The sequence below is a fragment of the Streptomyces sp. NPDC051172 genome (assembly GCF_040682555.1).
GTDB lineage: Bacteria > Actinomycetota > Actinomycetes > Streptomycetales > Streptomycetaceae > Streptomyces.
In genome coordinates this window covers 63,904-80,455 of the sequence record NZ_JBFBBE010000012.1, presented here as the reverse complement: position 1 = coordinate 80,455, position 16,552 = coordinate 63,904, and the positions used below count along the sequence as shown (strand labels likewise).

19 protein-coding genes are annotated in these 16,552 nt (G+C 69.8%); 5 read left to right on the top strand and 14 right to left on the bottom strand.

The genetic code is table 11. The features are described 5' to 3' along the window. Positions 1–63: 63 nt before the first annotated feature. Positions 64–2,013: an AMP-dependent synthetase/ligase gene (locus AB0N07_RS09885; protein WP_365833724.1), complete on the bottom strand. Its 1,950-nt coding sequence runs from the start codon at positions 2,011–2,013 to the stop codon at positions 64–66. Positions 2,014–2,298: 285 nt separating this feature from the next. Between AB0N07_RS09885 and AB0N07_RS09880 the strand changes: the two genes are divergently transcribed. Then, entirely contained in the window at positions 2,299–3,153 is an 855-nt protein-coding gene (locus AB0N07_RS09880) for a MaoC/PaaZ C-terminal domain-containing protein (RefSeq protein WP_365833782.1), read from the top strand. Here the strand turns inward: AB0N07_RS09880 and AB0N07_RS09875 are convergent. The 7 genes from AB0N07_RS09875 to AB0N07_RS09845 all read right to left on the bottom strand — a co-directional run bounded on the left by AB0N07_RS09875 (position 3,148) and on the right by AB0N07_RS09845 (position 7,996). Continuing rightward, the gene (locus AB0N07_RS09875; RefSeq protein ID WP_365833723.1) at positions 3,148–3,798 is read right to left on the bottom strand and encodes a TetR/AcrR family transcriptional regulator; all 651 of its coding nucleotides are present in this window, start codon (positions 3,796–3,798) and stop codon (positions 3,148–3,150) included. The two genes, AB0N07_RS09880 and AB0N07_RS09875, sit on opposite strands and share 6 nt — an antisense overlap. Positions 3,799–3,836: 38 nt before the next feature. Beyond that, positions 3,837–4,145 (bottom strand): DUF4229 domain-containing protein, encoded by a 309-nt coding sequence (locus AB0N07_RS09870; protein WP_365833722.1) that lies wholly within the window; start codon positions 4,143–4,145, stop codon positions 3,837–3,839. A gap of 98 nt (positions 4,146–4,243) precedes the next feature. After that, entirely contained in the window at positions 4,244–4,768 is a 525-nt protein-coding gene (locus AB0N07_RS09865) for a GNAT family N-acetyltransferase (protein ID WP_365833721.1), read from the bottom strand. Positions 4,769–4,784: 16 nt separating this feature from the next. Then, on the bottom strand, positions 4,785–5,432 hold the full coding sequence (locus tag AB0N07_RS09860; RefSeq protein WP_365833720.1) for a UdgX family uracil-DNA binding protein: 648 nt from the start codon (positions 5,430–5,432) through the stop codon (positions 4,785–4,787). A gap of 108 nt (positions 5,433–5,540) precedes the next feature. Then, positions 5,541–6,704: an aminofutalosine synthase MqnE gene (gene mqnE, locus AB0N07_RS09855; protein WP_365833719.1), complete on the bottom strand. Its 1,164-nt coding sequence runs from the start codon at positions 6,702–6,704 to the stop codon at positions 5,541–5,543. A 94-nt stretch (positions 6,705–6,798) separates the two neighbouring features. Continuing rightward, positions 6,799–7,254 carry an Lrp/AsnC family transcriptional regulator gene (locus AB0N07_RS09850; protein ID WP_365833718.1) on the bottom strand — a complete coding sequence of 152 codons (456 nt, stop codon included), beginning with the start codon at positions 7,252–7,254 and terminating at the stop codon, positions 6,799–6,801. 58 nt (positions 7,255–7,312) lie between these two features. After that, a complete protein-coding gene (locus AB0N07_RS09845) occupies positions 7,313–7,996 on the bottom strand; it encodes a UbiX family flavin prenyltransferase (protein WP_365833717.1) in 684 nt (227 codons plus the stop codon). Between the two features lie 92 nt (positions 7,997–8,088). Between AB0N07_RS09845 and AB0N07_RS09840 the strand changes: the two genes are divergently transcribed. Beyond that, positions 8,089–8,691 carry a rhomboid family intramembrane serine protease gene (locus AB0N07_RS09840; protein WP_365833716.1) on the top strand — a complete coding sequence of 201 codons (603 nt, stop codon included), beginning with the start codon at positions 8,089–8,091 and terminating at the stop codon, positions 8,689–8,691. Here AB0N07_RS09840 and AB0N07_RS09835 read toward each other — a convergent pair. Genes AB0N07_RS09835 through AB0N07_RS09825 form a run of 3 tightly spaced genes read right to left on the bottom strand, consistent with a single transcriptional unit; the run spans position 8,682 to position 11,649 of the window. Beyond that, positions 8,682–9,254: a Uma2 family endonuclease gene (locus AB0N07_RS09835; protein WP_365833715.1), complete on the bottom strand. Its 573-nt coding sequence runs from the start codon at positions 9,252–9,254 to the stop codon at positions 8,682–8,684. The two genes, AB0N07_RS09840 and AB0N07_RS09835, sit on opposite strands and share 10 nt — an antisense overlap. A gap of 44 nt (positions 9,255–9,298) precedes the next feature. Then, on the bottom strand, positions 9,299–10,201 hold the full coding sequence (mqnP, locus tag AB0N07_RS09830) for a menaquinone biosynthesis prenyltransferase MqnP (RefSeq protein WP_365833714.1): 903 nt from the start codon (positions 10,199–10,201) through the stop codon (positions 9,299–9,301). Continuing rightward, positions 10,198–11,649 (bottom strand): menaquinone biosynthesis decarboxylase, encoded by a 1,452-nt coding sequence (locus tag AB0N07_RS09825; RefSeq protein ID WP_365833713.1) that lies wholly within the window; start codon positions 11,647–11,649, stop codon positions 10,198–10,200. Before AB0N07_RS09825 ends, mqnP begins: the two co-directional genes overlap by 4 nt. A gap of 88 nt (positions 11,650–11,737) precedes the next feature. Between AB0N07_RS09825 and AB0N07_RS09820 the strand changes: the two genes are divergently transcribed. Both AB0N07_RS09820 and AB0N07_RS09815 read left to right on the top strand, forming a co-directional pair. After that, positions 11,738–12,151, top strand: coding sequence for a PLD nuclease N-terminal domain-containing protein (locus AB0N07_RS09820; RefSeq protein WP_365833712.1), 414 nt, complete (start codon positions 11,738–11,740; stop codon positions 12,149–12,151). Further along, positions 12,151–13,035 carry a LysR family transcriptional regulator gene (locus AB0N07_RS09815; RefSeq protein ID WP_365833711.1) on the top strand — a complete coding sequence of 295 codons (885 nt, stop codon included), beginning with the start codon at positions 12,151–12,153 and terminating at the stop codon, positions 13,033–13,035. Before AB0N07_RS09820 ends, AB0N07_RS09815 begins: the two co-directional genes overlap by 1 nt. Here the strand turns inward: AB0N07_RS09815 and AB0N07_RS09810 are convergent. After that, the gene (locus AB0N07_RS09810; protein ID WP_365833710.1) at positions 12,932–13,894 is read right to left on the bottom strand and encodes a DMT family transporter; all 963 of its coding nucleotides are present in this window, start codon (positions 13,892–13,894) and stop codon (positions 12,932–12,934) included. The two genes, AB0N07_RS09815 and AB0N07_RS09810, sit on opposite strands and share 104 nt — an antisense overlap. A 169-nt stretch (positions 13,895–14,063) precedes the next feature. On the opposite strand from AB0N07_RS09810, the gene AB0N07_RS09805 reads away from it, so the two are divergent. Next, positions 14,064–15,476 (top strand): cytosine permease, encoded by a 1,413-nt coding sequence (locus AB0N07_RS09805; protein ID WP_365833709.1) that lies wholly within the window; start codon positions 14,064–14,066, stop codon positions 15,474–15,476. Here AB0N07_RS09805 and AB0N07_RS09800 read toward each other — a convergent pair. After that, positions 15,449–16,078 carry a hypothetical protein gene (locus AB0N07_RS09800; RefSeq protein WP_365833708.1) on the bottom strand — a complete coding sequence of 210 codons (630 nt, stop codon included), beginning with the start codon at positions 16,076–16,078 and terminating at the stop codon, positions 15,449–15,451. The two genes, AB0N07_RS09805 and AB0N07_RS09800, sit on opposite strands and share 28 nt — an antisense overlap. 60 nt (positions 16,079–16,138) lie before the next feature. Beyond that, positions 16,139–16,474 carry a helix-turn-helix transcriptional regulator gene (locus AB0N07_RS09795; RefSeq protein ID WP_365833707.1) on the bottom strand — a complete coding sequence of 112 codons (336 nt, stop codon included), beginning with the start codon at positions 16,472–16,474 and terminating at the stop codon, positions 16,139–16,141. Positions 16,475–16,552 lie beyond the last annotated feature (78 nt).

Genomic DNA, 16,552 nt, shown 5'->3' with positions numbered 1-16,552 from the left:
CTTGGCTGACCGTTGCTTGTCTGCCGCGCCGTCGTGGTTGCTCGCGCAGTTCCCCGCGCCCCTTCAGGGCGCTCCTGCACCGGTGGGGTCATAGAGCTGCTCGATCTGTTCCGCGAACTCCTCCGCGATCGCCTCCCTCTTCAGTTTCATCGACGGAGTCAGATGGCCTGCCTCCTCCGTGAAGTCGACCGGGAGGATCGTGAAGCGGCGGATGGACTCCGGGCGGGAGACCAGTTTGTTGGCCTCGTTCACCGCGCGTTGCAGGACCTCTCGCAACTCGTCGTCGTCCAGGAGCAGTTGGGCCGGGACAGGGTGCTTGCCGCGCATGCGGCGCCAGTGGCTGATGCCCTCCATGTCCAGGGTGATCAGGGCGCCGACGTAGGGGCGGGCGTCGCCGACGACCATGACCTGGGAGATCAGGGGGTGGGCGCGGAGCCAGTTCTCCAGCGGGGCCGGGGCGACGCTCTTGCCGCCCGCCGTGATCAGCAGTTCCTTCTTCCGGCCGGTGATGTAGAGGTAGCCCTCCTCGTCGAGGCGGCCGATGTCGCCGGTGGCCAGCCAGCCGTCGACGGTCGCCGGGACGACGCCGCCCGCGTTCGGGTCCCAGTAGCCGCGCAGGACGTGGTCACCGGCCAGCAGGATCTCGCCGTCGGCGGCGATCCGGACCTTCGTGCCCGGTATGGGCCAGCCCACCGTGCCCAGCCGGGGCCTGAGCGGCGGGGTCACGGTGGACGCGCCCGTCACCTCCGTGAGGCCGTAGCCCTCGTAGATCTCGATGCCCGCCCCGGCGTAGAACGCGGCCAGCCGGCGACCCAGCGGGGAGCCGCCGCAGATCATGTAGCGGACCCGGCCGCCCATGGCGCCCCGGATACGGCGGTAGACCAGCGGGTCGTAGAAGGCGCGGGCGGCCTTCAGCGCGGCGCTCGGGCCGGGGCCCGTGCCGGCGTGGCGGCCCTCCGTCGCCTCCCCGTACCGCCGGGCCACGCCCGCAGCACGGTCGAAGGACGTGACCCGGCCGCCGGTCTCGGCCTTCGCGCGAGCCACGTTGAACACCTTCTCCAGCATGTACGGGATGGCGACGAGGCAGGTGGGGCGGAAGCTTGCCAGGTCGGGCAGGAGTTCGTCCGCCTTCAGGCTCGGCGCGTGGCCCAGCCGTACCCGGGCCCGTATGCAGGCGACCGCGACCATGCGACCGAAGATGTGCGACATGGGGAGGAAGTGCAGGATGGACGCCTCTTCGCTGGTCCGTGAGCGGAACACCGGGTAGAGGAGCTCAATGGCATTGTCGACCTCGGCGAAGAAATTGCCGTGGGTGATCGCACAGCCCTTGGGGCGGCCGGTGGTGCCCGAGGTGTAGACGACCGTGGCCAGCGTGTCGGGGACCAACATCCCGCGCCGTACGGCCACTTCCTGCTCCGACACCTGGCCGCCCTGCTCCGCCAGCCGCTCCACATGGCCCTTCTCGACGACCCACAGGTGCCGCAGGTCGGGCACCCGGTCGAGTTCCGGGCCGAGGGCCGCCGCCTGGGCGGCGGTCTCCGTGACGAGTGCGACCGCGCTGGAGTCCTGGAGGATCCAACGGGTCTGGAAGGCCGAGGAGGTGGGGTAGATCGGGACGGTGACCAGGCCCGCGGCCCAGGCGGCGAAGTCGAGGAGCGTCCACTCGTAGATCGTCCGCGCCATCACACCGAGCCGGTCCCCCGGCACCAGCCCTTCGGCGATCAGCCCCTTCGCCACCGCCAGCACCTCGTCGGCGAACTCGGCCGCCGTCACGTCCGCCCAGCGGCCCGACTCGGTGCGGCGGCTGAGCACCGTGTCGTCCGGGGCGATACGCGCGTTATCGAAGGGCAGGTCGGCGAGCGAGCCGTGGGTCACCGGCGGGACGAAGGGCGGCACGGAGACCTCGCGCACCTCCCCGTCCAGCCGCCGGATCACGGGCTCCACGAGAACCGGCGTGCCGTCGTACGTCGTGGAGTGGACGACGGCGGGCGCGGACGGCTGCGAGGTGGACACGGGCGACTCCAGACGTTCACCAGAGTTGCCCTGCGGGGGGAGTCACCGCAGGTCGGGGGAGGTGATCGTACGGCGCGCCCGTGATGAGCCGGTGTGGGTTCCAAGGTGGTCCGGCGGCGGGGATGCGTCGGGGATGTGCAAGCTCGTCGCTTTTCTTGCCGATAGGGCCGTACCGGACGGTATGGTGAACGCTTTTCAGCTTCTGCCCTCCCTCCACCTGCCCTTACCTCGGGTAACCTGACTCTGGAGTAAGCAGAGCGCCAGTGGGGAGTTTTCGGTATGTCGATGTCCGTCGTACTGCCCGGCACCCCGGCCCTCGGGCCCCTGCTCGCCCGCGGCGCCCTGCTGTCCCCCTTCAAACGCCCGCGCCCGGACGCCGACTTCCCCCGCAGCCGGCTCGTCCTGCCCGGACTGCGCATCGACCTCGCGCGGCTGGCGGCGTACGAGCGGGTGTGCGGCTTCGCGACCGGCGACGACGCGCTGCCGCCGACCTATCCGCAGGTGCTGGGCTTCCCGCTGGCCATGCGGCTGATGAGCGACCGGGGTTTCCCGCTGCCGCTGCTCGGCCTGGTCCACACCTCGATCGAGATCACGCAGCGGCGCGCGCCCGCGGCGACCGGGGAGTACGAACTCGCCGTGTACGTCGGCGGGCTGGAGCCGCATCGACGCGGCACCGAGGCCTCGGTGATCACCGAGATGCGGGCCGACGGGGAGGTCGTATGGGAGTCGCGGAGCACCTATCTGGCGCGGCACCGGACGCAGCATTCCGGTGAGCCGTCCAGGGACGACCGGGAACAGCTGCCCGCCGTGGCCGAGTGGCGGCTGGCCGCCGACGTCGGGCGGCGGTACGGCGCCGCGTCCGGCGACCGCAACCCCATCCATCTGCACCCGCTCACCGCTCGACTCTTCGGCTTCCCCCGCGCCATCGCGCACGGCATGTGGACGGTGGCCCGCTGCCTCGCCGCGCACGGCGTGCCCGAAGGCGCCCGGGTGGAGGCGCAGTTCAGGGCGCCGGTGCTGCTGCCGGGGACGGTGACGTACGCGGCGGACGGGGAGCGGTTCGAGCTGCGCGGGAGCGGGGGCCGCGTCCATGTGAGCGGGAGCGTCAGCGGCCTCGCGGTGGCTGACGGCTCGTCATGATTCGGGGACGTGCGGCGGCGACCAGGGCCGTCCGTCCATGAGGTTGCCCAGGCCCGCCCAGGCGAAGTTCATCAGGGTGGCCGCCGCCTGGCGGGCCGTGGTGCCGGGGGTCGCGTTGGCCCAGGCGGCGAGGGCTTCGGCGGCCCCGACCAGGGCCTCGGCGAGCCCGGCGACCTCCCGCTCGGGGAGGTTCGGGTCGCGGTGGGCCTCCCTGGCCGCGACGACGATGAGCTGCGTCACGAACGCGACGATCTCCTCACGCATCGCGGTGACCTCGGCCGCGAACGGTTCCCGGGTACGGGCCTGCAGATGCAGCACGGCCCAGCCGTCCGGGTTCTGCGCGGTGTGCGTGAAGAACGCCCGCAGCCCCTCCCAGAGCTGGCGGTCGGCGGGCAGCTCGGGCATGACCCCGGCCCGGACGGCCTCGACGAGCGCCGTCGCCTCCCGGCGGATGCAGGCCGTGAACAGGTCTTCCTTCGAATTCAGGTACAGGTACACCAACGGCTTGGACACGCCCGCCAGTTCGGCGATCTCGTCCATCGACGCGGCCATGTACCCACGCTGCCCGAAGGTCCGCACGGCGGCGTCCATCATCTGCTGCTCACGGACCGCGCGCGGCATCCGCTTGGTCTTCACGGCACCCATGGGGCAAGGGTAATTGGGAGCGGGCGCCCGCAACCCCGTCAGGAAGCCTGGGGTGCCTGGCCCTGCGAGCGGCTCGCGTCGTCCGCCTCGTCCTCCTGGGCGGCGTTCGCCGCGAAGCCGGCCTTCATCCGGTCGACCCGCTCGACGACCTTCACGGAGGCACGGTCGCGCTCCCCCCGCAGGACGACGAAGCTGATGGGGGCGGAGATCACCAGCGCCAGCAGGCAGAGCCACATGAAGTTGGAGGCGCCGTAGCCGCGCGGGACGATGCCGGAGTAGACGAGGCCCCAGACGACCAAGAAGCAGCCCGCGAAGATCCCGAGGCGCATCAGCGTGTAGCGGAGCATCTCAATCCACTCTTCCGTCAACGGTACGAACATTCCCAAAGGGCACCGTCCAGTGAAGCACGCCCGGGACCCGATCTTGCAGGGGGGTGGGCGGGCTCTCAGCCCAGCGGCAGCAGCATGAAGACGTCGTCGCGGTAGTCGTCCGGGGCCACGCGGATGGCGTCGGGGACCCGGCCGACCTCCTTGTAGCCGCAGGAGCCGTAGAACCGCTCCAGGCCGTTCCCGCCGCGGCAGGTGAGCCGGATCGCGTCGATGCCCTCGAAGCCGCGGGCCGCGTCCTCGGCGGCGCCGAGGAGGGCACGGCCGTACCCCTTGCCCTGGTGGCGGGGGTGCACCATCACCGTGTACAGCCACACCCAGTGCGTCATCAGCCGGTGGGTGTTGAAGCTGAAGAAGGCGGTCGCCGCGACCGCACCCGACTCGTCCAGGCCGACCAGCAGCCGGCTCCGCCCCTCCACCATGGCGACGAAGTGCTTCACCAGCTCGGGCCGTACGTCCTCGGTCGTGACCGGCGGTACGAAGCCCACCGAACCGCCCGCGTTCGAGACGTCGGCCCACAGGTCGAGGATCCCGTCACGCAGAGCGGGAGTGACGGCCGGGTCGAGAGTGAAGGTAAGGGACACCGGGCAATGGTACGCATTACGACAGTGCCCGCGCCGCCACCTCGAGATCCGAGACGAGGCCCCGGTAGGCCGCCTCCCTGTCGTCCGCGCGCAGTACGGCCGAGGGGTGCACGGTCGGCACGAGCCGCTCCCGCCTGCCGTGGATCTCCTCCTCCAGGACGGTCCCGCGCACCTGCGTGACCCGGAACGAGGAGCCCAGCAGCGCCTTCCCGGCGGTCGCCCCCAGCACCACGACCAGCTCGGGTTCCACCACGGCCAGCTCGGCGGCCAGCCACGGCCCGCACGCCGTCATCTCCCGCAGGCTGGGCGCCTTGTGGATACGGCGCTTGCGGGGTTCGGCCTGCGTGAACTTGAAGTGCTTGACGGCGTTGGTGACGTACGCGTCCGCCGGGTCGAGCCCGGCCTCGGCGAGAGCCCGGTCGAGCAGTTTCCCCGCGGGGCCGACGAAGGGCTTGCCCTGCCGGTCCTCCTGGTCCCCGGGCTGCTCCCCGACGAGCATCACGCGCGCGTGCGCGTTCCCCGCCCCGAAGACGGTCTGCGTTGCGGCCCGGTGCAGCGGGCAACCCCGGCAGTCGGCGGCAGCCTTACGCAGGGCCGGAAGCCCACCGCGCTCGGGAAGGAAGGGTTCGGCGGTATAGGCATCCTCGGGCGCCTCTGTAGCCATGCGGCCCGGGTACCCACCCCAGGGGCGCGGGACCGTATCTTTTTGCGGCTCCGCCGCGGGGCGCGACAAGCCCCCACACAGCCGCAGCCAAGAACGAACCGGAAAGCGTCACACCCGCATAGGCTGCGGCGACTCCCGACGAGCCGGATCGGGACCCTCGTACTCCCGAATGATCTCGTACCGAGTGTTCCGCTCCACCGGCCGGAACCCGGCGTCCCGGATCAGATCCAGCAGATCCTCACGGGTCAGCTTGTTCGGCGTGCCGTAGTTGTCGGCGTCGTGCGTGATCTTGTACTCGACGACCGACCCGTCCATGTCGTCCGCCCCGTGCTGCAGCGCGAGCTGCGCGGTCTGGACGCCGTGCATGACCCAGAAGACCTTGACGTGCGGGACGTTGTCGAACAGCAGCCGGGAGACGGCGAACGTCTTCAGCGCCTCCGCGCCGGTCGCCATCTGGGTGCGGGCCTGGAGCCGGTTCCGGACCTTCCCGTCCTTCATGTCCACGAAGTCGTGCTGGTAGCGCAGCGGGATGAAGACCTGGAAGCCGCCGGTCTCGTCCTGCAGCTCACGCAGGCGCAGCACGTGGTCGACGCGGTGCCGCGGCTCCTCGATATGGCCGTACAGCATGGTGCACGGGGTCTTCAGACCCTTCTCGTGCGCCAGGCGGTGGATGCGCGACCAGTCCTCCCAGTGGGTTCGGTGATCGACGATGTGCTGGCGGACCTCCCAGTCGAAGATCTCCGCGCCGCCACCGGTGAGGGACTCCAGGCCCGCGTCGATCAGCTCGTCCAGGATCTCGCTCGCGCTCAGCCCGGAGATCGTCTCGAAGTGGTGGATCTCCGTGGCCGTGAAGGCCTTCAGCGAGACGTTCGGCAGGGCGGCCTTGAGCTCACGCAGCGAACGCGGGTAGTAGCGCCACGGCAGGTTCGGGTGCAGGCCGTTGACGATGTGCAGCTCGGTGAGGTTCTCGCCCTCCATCGCCTTGGCGAGCTTCACCGCCTCCTCGATGCGCATCGTGTACGCGTCCTTCTCGCCCGGCTTGCGCTGGAAGGAGCAGTACGCGCAGGAGGCGGTGCAGACGTTGGTCATGTTGAGGTGCCGGTTGACGTTGAAATGGACCACGTCACCGTTCTTGCGCGTACGCACCTCGTGGGCGAGGCCGCCGAGCCACGCCAGGTCGTCCGACTCGTACAGCGCGATGCCGTCCTCGCGGGTCAGCCGTTCACCGGCCCTGACCTTGTCCTCCAGCTCGCGCTTGAGCCCGACGTCCATACCCTCAACCTCTTTCTACGACAGCTCGACCCAACCGTACTCCCCCACCCTTCGGGCGGGAGGTGCCCCCAAACGGCGCTCCGCGCCTACTGACTCACACCTCTTCGGGCAGTTCCCCGACCCGGTTCTCCCACTTCGTGGACAGCACGATCGTCGTACGGGTGCGGGAGACGCCCTTGGTGCCGCTGAGCCGTCGGATGATCTTCTCCAGGCCGTCCACGTCGCTCGCCCGCACCTTGAGCATGTACGAGTCGTCGCCCGCGATGAACCAGCAGTCCTCGATCTCGCTGAGCTCCTTCATCCGCTGGGCCACGTCCTCGTGGTCGGCGGCGTCGGACAGCGAGATGCCGATGAGGGCGGTGACGCCGAGGCCCAGCGAGGCGGCGTCCACGGTGGCGCGGTAGCCGGTGATGACGCCGGCCGCCTCCAGCCGGTTGATGCGGTCGGTGACGCTGGGTCCCGACAGGCCGACGAGGCGCCCCAGCTCCGCGTACGAGGCCCGGCCGTTCTCCCTCAGGGCCTGGATGAGCTGCCTGTCCACCGCGTCCATGCGATTCGATGCCTTCCGCTGAAGATTCCCGAGTAGATGAGAGGTGCTGCGGCGTGCCCTACCGGTCGGCGCTCCCGCCGCCCAGTTCGCCCGCCCAGCGCCGGTACAGACCGTGCTCGACGCCCGCCGCGTCCAGCACCCGCCCGGCGACGAAGTCCACCAGGTCCTGGATGTGGGTGGCGCCCGCGTAGAAGGCGGGCGAGGCGGGCACCACGGTCGCGCCCGCGTCGTCGAGTGCCACCAGGTGCCGCAGGGTCTGACCGTTCAAGGGGGTCTCCCTCACGGTCACGACCAGCGGCCGGCGTTCCTTGAGCGTGACGCTCGCCGCGCGCTGGAGCAGGTCCTTGGACAGCCCGAGGGCGACACCGGCCACACAGGCGGTGGAGGCGGGCACGATCAGCATGCCCTTGCTCGGGTACGAGCCCGAGGACGGCCCCGCGGCCAGGTCGCCGGCCGGCCAGTACCGCACGCCGTCAATGTCCGCGTCGTAGACCCCGGGCTTGCCCTCGGCCCCCCGGCCAAGCCATTCCCGCAGGTCGTCCCGCCAGTGCGCGTCCCGGAACGAGATCCCCGTCTCGTCCAGCAGCGTGAGCCGCGAGGCCCGGCTGACGACCAGGTCCACGCTTTCGCCGGCCTCCAGGAGTGCGCGCAGCACCGACGCGGCATAAGGCGTGCCGGAGGCCCCGGACACCCCTACGATCCAAGGTGTACGCGCCGTCTCTCCTGGCTTGGCTGGGTTCACAACACCGAGCCTATCCGGCCGCGCAGCATGGGAACCGGTCGAGGGGGCTCGGGCGTTCTTCGGGCGGGGACGAGTGAGTGGTGGGGGTTGCCATGTCGGACAGCGGGCTCGAGTGGTCGCGCGGGGACCGGGCGAAGGCCGCGGCCACGCTGATGGTGGGCTGGGTCGCGCTGCTGTGGCTGCTGGAAGTGGTCGACGTGCTCAGCGGCCATGCGCTGGACGGCCTCGGCATCACGCCACGTGAACCCTCCGAGCTGGTGGATGTGGTGCCCGCCGCGTTCATCCACTTCGGCTTCGCCCATGTGGCCGCCAACAGTGTGCCGCTGCTGGTCATGGGCTTCCTCGCGGCGCTGGGCGGGATACGCCGGTTCGCCGTGGTGTGCCTGGTCGTCATCGTGGCGGACGGACTGGGTGTGTGGCTCGTGGCCCCGGCGCACAGCAACACGGCGGGCGCCTCCGGCCTGATCTTCGGCCTCTTCGGCTTCCTGCTGGTCAGCGGCTTCGTGGAGCGCCGACCGCTGGGCGTCGTGGTGGGTCTGCTGGTGGGTGCGGTCTGGGGCGGCTCGATCCTGCTGGGCCTGTCCCCACTGCAGACGGGCGTCAGCTGGCAGGGCCACCTCATCGGCCTGGCGGCGGGCGTTGCGGCGGCGTTCTGGTTCCGGCGGCGCGCCGACCACAGGGCCGTTCAGGGCTGAGGACGCGCTTCCGGATCCACGGGGAGGGGGGCGGTGTCGATGATCAACCGTCCGATCTTGGTCTCCACGGTGGCCTGGCCCCCGTAGGGAAATGTGTCGCGGCCCTGGTAGCCATCGGGGCCGGGGTTCCAGAAAGTGACGAGGTGCCCGTCGCGAGGATCGAAGATCAGATAGTTCGGGATGCCACGCGCCGCGTACTGCTTGTTCTTGACCTCGTAGTCGTTGCGGACACTGGACGGCGAAACGACCTCGATGGCGAGTTCGATCAGGTCGGGCGAATAGGCGGTCAGATTGCGGTTCTTCTCGGCCGAGGGGATGACGGCGAGGTCAGGGCAGAACTCGAATTCATCGCTGAACGGGATCGCGACGTCGCTGATGAAGGCCCACTCCCCGCCGAGCTGGACCTCCAGCTGCATCCACAGCCGCACGATCGTCTCGTTGTGAAACGGCCTGAGCGGACTCATCACGATGTTGCCCTCGACAATCTCCATCCGATACCCGCGGAACATGTCCTCGTACCGGGCGAGCTGTGAGTGCAGGCGATCGCTGTCCGAGACGGTCACGTCAGCCTCCCTCTCTCTGCACTCGATGGTAGGCCGCACCGTAGTCAGACGGTCAGCCCCCGAACCAGAAGATCCAGCAGCGCACACACGAACAGGGCTATCCCGATGAACCCGTTGACGCTGAAGAACGCGCGGTTGAGGCGGGACAGATCATGCGGGCGGACGATCGAGTGCTCGTAGACGAACGCGCCCGCGACGATCATCAGGCCGACCCAGAAGAAGCCGCCCCCGTCGGTGACGACGGCGTACCAGACGAGCAGGGCCGTGGTCACCGCGTGGCACACCCGGGCGCCCCAGATCGCCGCGGGGATGCCGAAGCGGGCCGGGACCGACATGACGCCGATCTCGCGGTCGGTCTCGACGTCCTGGCAGGCGTAGATCAGATCGAAGCCGCCGATCCAGATGCCGACGGCCAGGCCCAGGATCGTGGCGTCCCAGGACCACTCGCCGCTGATCGCCAGCCAGCCGCCGACCGGGCCCATCGCCTGGGCGAGGCCGAGGATGGCCTGCGGGAAGTTCGTGAACCGCTTGCCGTACGGGTACACCACCATCGGGATCACCGCGATGGGGGCCAGGGCGAAGCAGAGCGGGTTGAGCAGGGCCGCCGATCCGAGAAAGACGACGACCGCGATCAGCGCGCCGGTCCAGGCGTGCTTCACCGACATCGCGCCGGTGACCAGCTCCCGCTGTGCCGTGCGTGGGTTCCTGGCGTCGATCTCGCGGTCGATGATCCGGTTCACCGCCATCGCGAAGGTGCGCAGGCCCACCATGCAGACGGTGACCAGGAGCAGCCGCCCCCAGTGGATGTTCCGGTCCCACTGGAACATCGCGGTGAGCGCGGCGATGTAGGCGAAGGGCAGGGCGAAGACCGAGTGCTCGATCATCACCAGGCGGAGGAACGCCTTGGTGCGTCCCGGCTGCGGGATCGCCGCGGAGGCGCTGCTCACAGGCCGTACTCCTTCCAGCGGCGGTCGACCTTCGCCGCCGTCTCCGGGTCGGACAGGACCATGTCGGGCCAGCCGCCGTCGCGCGTGTAGCCCTCCTCGGGCCACTTCTTCGTCGCGTCGATGCCTGCCTTGCCACCCCAGAACTGCTGGTAGGAGGCGTGGTCGAGATGGTCGACGGGGCCTTCGACGATGCTGAGGTCGCGGGCGTAGTCCGTGTTGCCGAGCGCGCGCCACGCGACCTCGTGCAGATCGTGGACGTCGCAGTCGGAGTCCACGACCACGATCAGCTTCGTCAGGGACATCATGTGTGCCCCCCAGATCGCGTGCATCACCTTCTGCGCGTGCTTGGGGTACTTCTTGTCGATCGAGACGATCGCACAGTTGTGGAAGCCGCCTGCCTCGGGGAGGTGGTAGTCCACGATGTCCGGCACGATGATCTTCAGAAGAGGAAGGAAGAAACGCTCCGTCGCACGACCCAGCGGTCCGTCCTCCGTCGGAGGCCGGCCTACGACGATCGACTGAAGCAGCGGCCGCTTCCGCATGGTCACGCAGTCGATCTTCAGCGCGGGGAAGGGCTCCTGCGGGGTGTAGAACCCGGTGTGGTCGCCGAAGGGCCCCTCGGGGAGCATCTCGCCGGGCTCCAGCCAGCCCTCGATGACGACCTCCGCCTGTGCCGGCACCTGCAGCGGCACGGTCTTGCAGTCGACCATCTCGATCCGCTTTCCGGCGATGAACCCGGCGAAGAGGTACTCGTCGATGTCGCCGGGCAGCGGCGCGGTGGAGGCATAGGTGACCGCGGGCGGGCAGCCGAAGGCGATCGCGACCGGCAGCCGTTCGCCGCGCCTCGCCGCGACCTGGTAGTGGTTGCGGCTGTCCTTGTGGATCTGCCAGTGCATGCCGATGGTGCGCTTGTCGTGGCGCTGCAGCCGGTAGAGGCCCAGGTTGCGGATGCCGCTTTCCGGGTCCTTGGTGTGGGTGAGCCCCAGGTTGAAGAAGGATCCGCCGTCCTGCGGCCAGGTGAAGAGGGCCGGCAGCTGGTCCAGGTCCACGTCGTCGCCGGTGAGGACGACCTCCTGGACGGGGGCCTCCTTCACCTTCTTCGGCGGGACGTGCGCCATCGCGCCGAGCTTGCCGAAGGCCTCGCGGACGCCGACGAAGCCGTGCGGCAGCTCGGGCCGCAGCAGCCCGCCGATCTTCTCGCTGATCTCCCCGTACGACTTCAGCCCGAGGGCCTTCAGCAGGCGCCGGTCGGTGCCGAAGACGTTCATCGCGAGGGGCATGGCGGAGCCCTTCACGTTCTCGAAGAGCAGCGCCGGGCCCCCCGACTTCTGCACCCGGTCGACGATCTCCCCGACCTCCAGATACGGGTCCACCTCGGCCTTGATGCGCTTGAGGTCACCCTCGCGTTCCAGTGCCCTGAGCAGGGAGCGAAGATCGTCGTAAGCCATGCGTCCCAGTATCTGCCACCCGCTACCCTGACCCCGTCACCGGGGCCGTCCAGCGTCCCGTCACCGTCTCCTGGGGGATCGCACCACCATGATCAGGTATCTGCCGTTCCTGCTGGTCCTGGCGCTGTGGATCTATGCCTTCATCGACTGCCTGAACACCCCTGAGGAGCAGGTCCGCGGGCTGCCCAAGGTGGTCTGGGTCATCATCATCCTGCTGTTCGGAGAGGTGCTGGTGGGGCCGATCGCCTGGCTGATCGCGGGCAAGTACCGCGGGCCCGTCCCGGCGGCCGGATCCACGCCCTCCGAGTGGCACCGCCACCACCGCACCCCGTTCGTCGCGCCCGACGACAACCCCGAGTTCCTGAAGTCCCTCAAGGAGGAGGCTGCATCTTCCAAAGACGTGAAGGACGAGGCGCTCCTCAAGGACTGGGAGGCCGATCTGCGGCGCCGCGAGGAGGAGCTGCGGCGGCGCGAGCGCGGCGAGGACCCCAGGGCGGACTGATGGAGCTGCGGCTGCTCGTCACCTTCGAGAAGGTCGCGACCGTGCTGAGCTTCACGCAGGCCGCGGCCGAGCTGAAGTACGCGCAGTCCAGCGTGACCGGCCAGGTACGGGCCCTGGAGTCGTCCCTGGGTGTCGAGTTGTTCGACCGGCTCGGCAGTCGTATCCGGCTCACGGAGGCAGGTGAGCGGCTGCTCCCCTACGCCCGGCAGATCATCGAGCTCACCGAGGATGCGCGGGCCGCGGTCACCGGTACCGAGGAGCCCGTCGGTTCGCTGGTGGTCGGCACGATGGAGTCGCTGACCTCGTACCGGCTGCCGCCGCTGCTGGAGTTCTTCCACCACCGCTACCCCGGGGTGCGGCTCTCCCTGCGCACCACCATCGGCGACGAGACCCGGCAGGCGCTGCGGCAGGGCACCTACGATCTCGGCTTCCTGATGGAGGAGGCGACCGAGCACCCGGGCCTGGAGAGCGTGGTCCTGTGCGAGGAGCCGCTCGCGCTGGTCGCCGCGCCCCGACACGCCCTCGCCGGGCGGGAGTTCGCCACCGCCGATCTCGTACGCCAGCCCCTTCTCGCGACCGAGCCGGGCTGCGCCTACCGGGACTTGTTCGAGCGGGAACTCAAGTCGGCCGGTGAGCCGGTCGACTTCGTGGAGTTCGGGACGATCGAGGCCACCAAACGCGCGGCGGCGGCCGGCCTCGGGGTCTCGTTGCTGCCCGAGGTGACGGTCGCCGCCGAACTCGCCGAGGGGTCTCTCGTACGGCTGCCGTGGCAGCCGCCGTTCACGCTTCGGACGCAACTGGCGTGGCGGGCCGGGAAGCGGCTTCCGGCGCACGTACGGCTGTTTCTCGAGCAGGCGCGGAAGATCGTGGCCGAGCAAGCGTGACCTTCAGGCCGGCCAGCACGATCAGCGGGACGCCCAGTGCCTGGACGAGGCCGATGTGGTGGCCGTACACCGCCCAGTCCATGACCATCGCGACCGCCGGGTAGACGAAGGCGAGGACGGCGATCTTCGAGGTCGGCAGCTTGGCGTAGGCGGCGTACATGAGGACGTACATCACGCCGGTGTGGATGAAGCCGAGGCCGACCAGCCAGCCCCAGTCCCAGCCGGTGCCGGCCATCGCGCCGAAGTCGGCGAAGGGGAGCAGCAGCGAGATCCCGACGAGGACCTGGACCAGGGCGATCAGGTGCGGGCGGACGCCGGTGATGCGTTTGGTGACCAGGGTGGACAGGCCGTAGAGGAGCGCGGCGAGGAGGGCCTGGCCGACGCCCTTGAGGTAGCTCCCGCCGCTGGTGAAGTCGGACGGTGTGACGCCCGAGACCAGGATCAGGCCCGCGAAGGCCAGCGCGATCCAGCCGACCTTGGCGGCGGTGAGGCGCTCGCGGAAGAGGAGGGCGCCGAGCAGGACCACGTAGAGCGGCTGTGTGTGGTAGACGACCGTGGCGACCGAGATCGACGTGTTCCGGTACGACTCGAAGAGGAACACCCAGTTGAAGACGATGAACACGCCGCCCAGGACGGCGAGTCCAAGGGTGCGCGGGGTGAAGCCGTGGCCGCGGAACCAGCCGCGGGAGAGGACGTAGGAGCCGAGCGCGAGGGCTCCGAAGACGACCCGGAAGAAGACGACGTTGAAAGGCGAGGCGCCCGACTCGACGACGAAGACGCCAAGGGTGCCGGACAGCACCATCGCGGTCATCAGCTGGGCGACGCCCCTGTTCTCTGCGGACTTGCTCTGCGTGGTCATGTCCTGGACGCTACGAGCGGGTGGCGGTGCGGGTCCACGCGCCAGTGGGGCGTCCTGCCGATGGGGTCATCGGCGGCGCCGATGCCTACAGGTTGTACGCCGCAGGGCCCACCGAAGCGGACAGTGCGCCCCTGTGCCCGGACCGGCCGGAACCGGACACTTACCTCGCATGACGACTGCTCCCGCCGACTCCTCCAACGCCCTCGCCCCCGCATACGGTGACAAGGTCATCGCCGTCGAGACGGCGGGCTCCGAGCCCATCCCCGACGCCGAACGCCACGGCTCGCCGCTGCAGCTGCTGTGGACCTGGGCGTCCCCGAACATCGAGTTCGCGACCGTCTTCATCGGTGTGATCTCGGTGCTGTTCTTCGGTCTGAGCTTCTGGCAGGCCACGGCCGCGATCGTGCTGGGCACGGCGCTGGGCGCGATCACGCAGGGCGTACTCTCCCTGGACGGGCCGCGGTTCGGTGTGCCGCAGATGGTGATCGGCCGCTTCTCCTTCGGGCGCCTGGGCAACATCCTGCCGGCCGCGGCCAACGGTCTGGTGGCTGGTGTGGGCTGGTTCGCGGTGAACAGCGTGAGCGCGGCCTTCGCCCTGAACACCCTGACGGGCCTGCGCCCGCTGCCCTCCCTTCTCCTGGTGGTCGTGGCCGAGATCCTGATCGGTTTCATCGGCCACAACTTCGTGCACACCTTCGAGAAGTACGCCTTCCCGGCCCTCGCGGTGATCTTCCTGCTGGCGGGCGTGTGGACGTTCAAGGACGCGGACCTCGGCGGGGGCGGCAGCGGCGGCGGCGTCGGCGGGTTCCTCCTCGCCTTCAGCGCGGCCTGGGGCTATGCGGCCGGCTGGAACCCGTACGCCACGGACTACTCCCGCTATCTGCCGCGCACCGCGAACCGGTTCAGGACCGTCCTCTACCCGGCCGTCGGCCTGTTCGTGTCCGTCGCCCTCGTGGCGGTCATCGGGGCGGCCTCGGCGACCATCGTGGCCCCGAAGAACGCCACCCCGACGGCGGCCTTCACCGGTCATCTCCCCGGCTGGCTCGGTGACCTGGTGCTTCTCGCCATCATCCTCGGCGGCATCTCCGCGAACGCCCTCAACATCTACTCGGGCGCGATCTCCATCGCCTCCTTCGGTCTGAAGCTCCCCACCTGGCTGAGCCGCAGCGTGCTGGTCGTGGTGTCGGGTGTCGCCGGTACGGCGGCCGCGTGGGCGTCACTGTCCGACGCGGGGTCGGCGTACGAGGCGTTCCTGCTGGTCATCGCGTACTGGGTGGCGCCGTGGCTGGGGGTCGTCCTGGTGGAGCGGTGGCTGCAGGGCCGCACGACCACGGACGAGGAGCTGGCCGCCCGCCTGAACGACCGCTCCTTCACCAACTGGCCCGGCCTGGCAGCCCTGTTGATCGGCGTCGCGGTGTCGGTCCCGCTCTTCTCCAACCAGGAGGACTACGTCGGTTACGTACCGAAGCACTGGCCGTCGTTCGGCGACATCACTCCGGTGGTCGGGTTCGTGGTGAGCGCGGCGCTGTATGCGGTGCTGCGCCGGGCGAAGGCTCAGCTCCCGTCCAGCGGTTCCGCCTGATCCGCGTGCTCGACCCTGATGTACCGGCTGTTGTGCTCCCCGTAGGCCTTCTTGAGGATCGGTTCCGCCTTGTCGGGGTCGTCGACCCCGATGAGGACGAAGCCCCGTTCGTCCGCGGCGACTTCACGCATCGCGAAGGTGCCGTCCCAGCGGTGCATGTCGTCGACGACCCGGTCGCAGAGGGCGTGGAGGGTCCTTCCGCCGATGTCGGTGTCGTGCAGCCGCACGGTCACGCCCCGCACGGCCGCCCCGCAGATCGCGTCGTCCAAGGCGGCTGAGGGCATGCGCCAGACGTCGACCGACCGGTGATCCTCGTCGACGGAGAGGCCTGTGTAGACGTCGGGGTACCTCTTCCGGGCCAGTTCGTCGACGTGTACGACCACGCGCGTCAGCGGGGTGCCGTCGTCGCGGTCCGGGAGGCTTTCGACGGGGCGGGTGCCGGCGCAGGTGCGGTCCGCGACCGCCGACTTGATCCGGTCGGGATCCGCTCTGAGACCTCCGTCGGTGTGACCGGCCCCCATGGCCTGGACGTACAGACCCGCGGCCACCACCAGCGCGACGCTCGCTCCGGCCGATGCGATCCAGGTGCGGTTGCTGCCCATGTCCCCCTCCATCCCCCTGCGTCGGCGTCAGCACTGTGACGCGGGAGGGGGCGCGGAGGTTCAGACCGTCGGCTCGTCCCGCAGGACGAGGTCCAGCAGACCCGGGAAGCGGGCCTCGAACTCCGCCCGCCGCAGACGGTTGACCCGCCGGGGCCCCTCGTCCCGCTGCTCGACCAGGCCCGCGCCCCGCAGCACCACGAAGTGGTGGCTGAGCGCCGCCTTGCCGACCGGCACGTCGAAGCTGCCGCAGCTGCGCGACCACTCCGCCGAGCCCGCCAGCTCCCTGACCAGGCTGATGCGTACGGGGTCGGCGAGCGCGGCGAGGGCGGTCTGCACGGAGACGTCGTCGGGGTGGGTGTGCTCGGGGGCGGCCCGATGACTGGTGCGCTGCGCCACGCGGGCCTCCTTCACGCCTGACCGAGGTTCACGTCTTGCCGACTGTTCGATGAAAATCATACACTCGCGACTGTTCGC

What these genes read in the sequence shown, in the direction of transcription:
- AB0N07_RS09815 (WP_365833711.1), top strand. Translation starts at nt 12,151, where the DNA reads ATGGAGCTGCGGCTGCTCGTCACCTTCGAGAAGGTCGCGACCGTGCTG.
- mqnE (WP_365833719.1), bottom strand. Translation starts at nt 6,704, where the DNA reads ATGGACGTCGGGCTCAAGCGCGAGCTGGAGGACAAGGTCAGGGCCGGT.
- AB0N07_RS09825 (WP_365833713.1), bottom strand. Translation starts at nt 11,649, where the DNA reads ATGGCTTACGACGATCTTCGCTCCCTGCTCAGGGCACTGGAACGCGAG.
- AB0N07_RS09800 (WP_365833708.1), bottom strand. Translation starts at nt 16,078, where the DNA reads ATGGGCAGCAACCGCACCTGGATCGCATCGGCCGGAGCGAGCGTCGCG.
- AB0N07_RS09820 (WP_365833712.1), top strand. Translation starts at nt 11,738, where the DNA reads ATGATCAGGTATCTGCCGTTCCTGCTGGTCCTGGCGCTGTGGATCTAT.
- AB0N07_RS09870 (WP_365833722.1), bottom strand. Translation starts at nt 4,145, where the DNA reads ATGCTCCGCTACACGCTGATGCGCCTCGGGATCTTCGCGGGCTGCTTC.
- AB0N07_RS09810 (WP_365833710.1), bottom strand. Translation starts at nt 13,894, where the DNA reads ATGACCACGCAGAGCAAGTCCGCAGAGAACAGGGGCGTCGCCCAGCTG.
- AB0N07_RS09860 (WP_365833720.1), bottom strand. Translation starts at nt 5,432, where the DNA reads ATGGCTACAGAGGCGCCCGAGGATGCCTATACCGCCGAACCCTTCCTT.
- AB0N07_RS09850 (WP_365833718.1), bottom strand. Translation starts at nt 7,254, where the DNA reads ATGGACGCGGTGGACAGGCAGCTCATCCAGGCCCTGAGGGAGAACGGC.
- AB0N07_RS09805 (WP_365833709.1), top strand. Translation starts at nt 14,064, where the DNA reads ATGACGACTGCTCCCGCCGACTCCTCCAACGCCCTCGCCCCCGCATAC.
- AB0N07_RS09840 (WP_365833716.1), top strand. Translation starts at nt 8,089, where the DNA reads ATGTCGGACAGCGGGCTCGAGTGGTCGCGCGGGGACCGGGCGAAGGCC.
- AB0N07_RS09875 (WP_365833723.1), bottom strand. Translation starts at nt 3,798, where the DNA reads ATGGGTGCCGTGAAGACCAAGCGGATGCCGCGCGCGGTCCGTGAGCAG.
- AB0N07_RS09880 (WP_365833782.1), top strand. Translation starts at nt 2,299, where the DNA reads ATGTCCGTCGTACTGCCCGGCACCCCGGCCCTCGGGCCCCTGCTCGCC.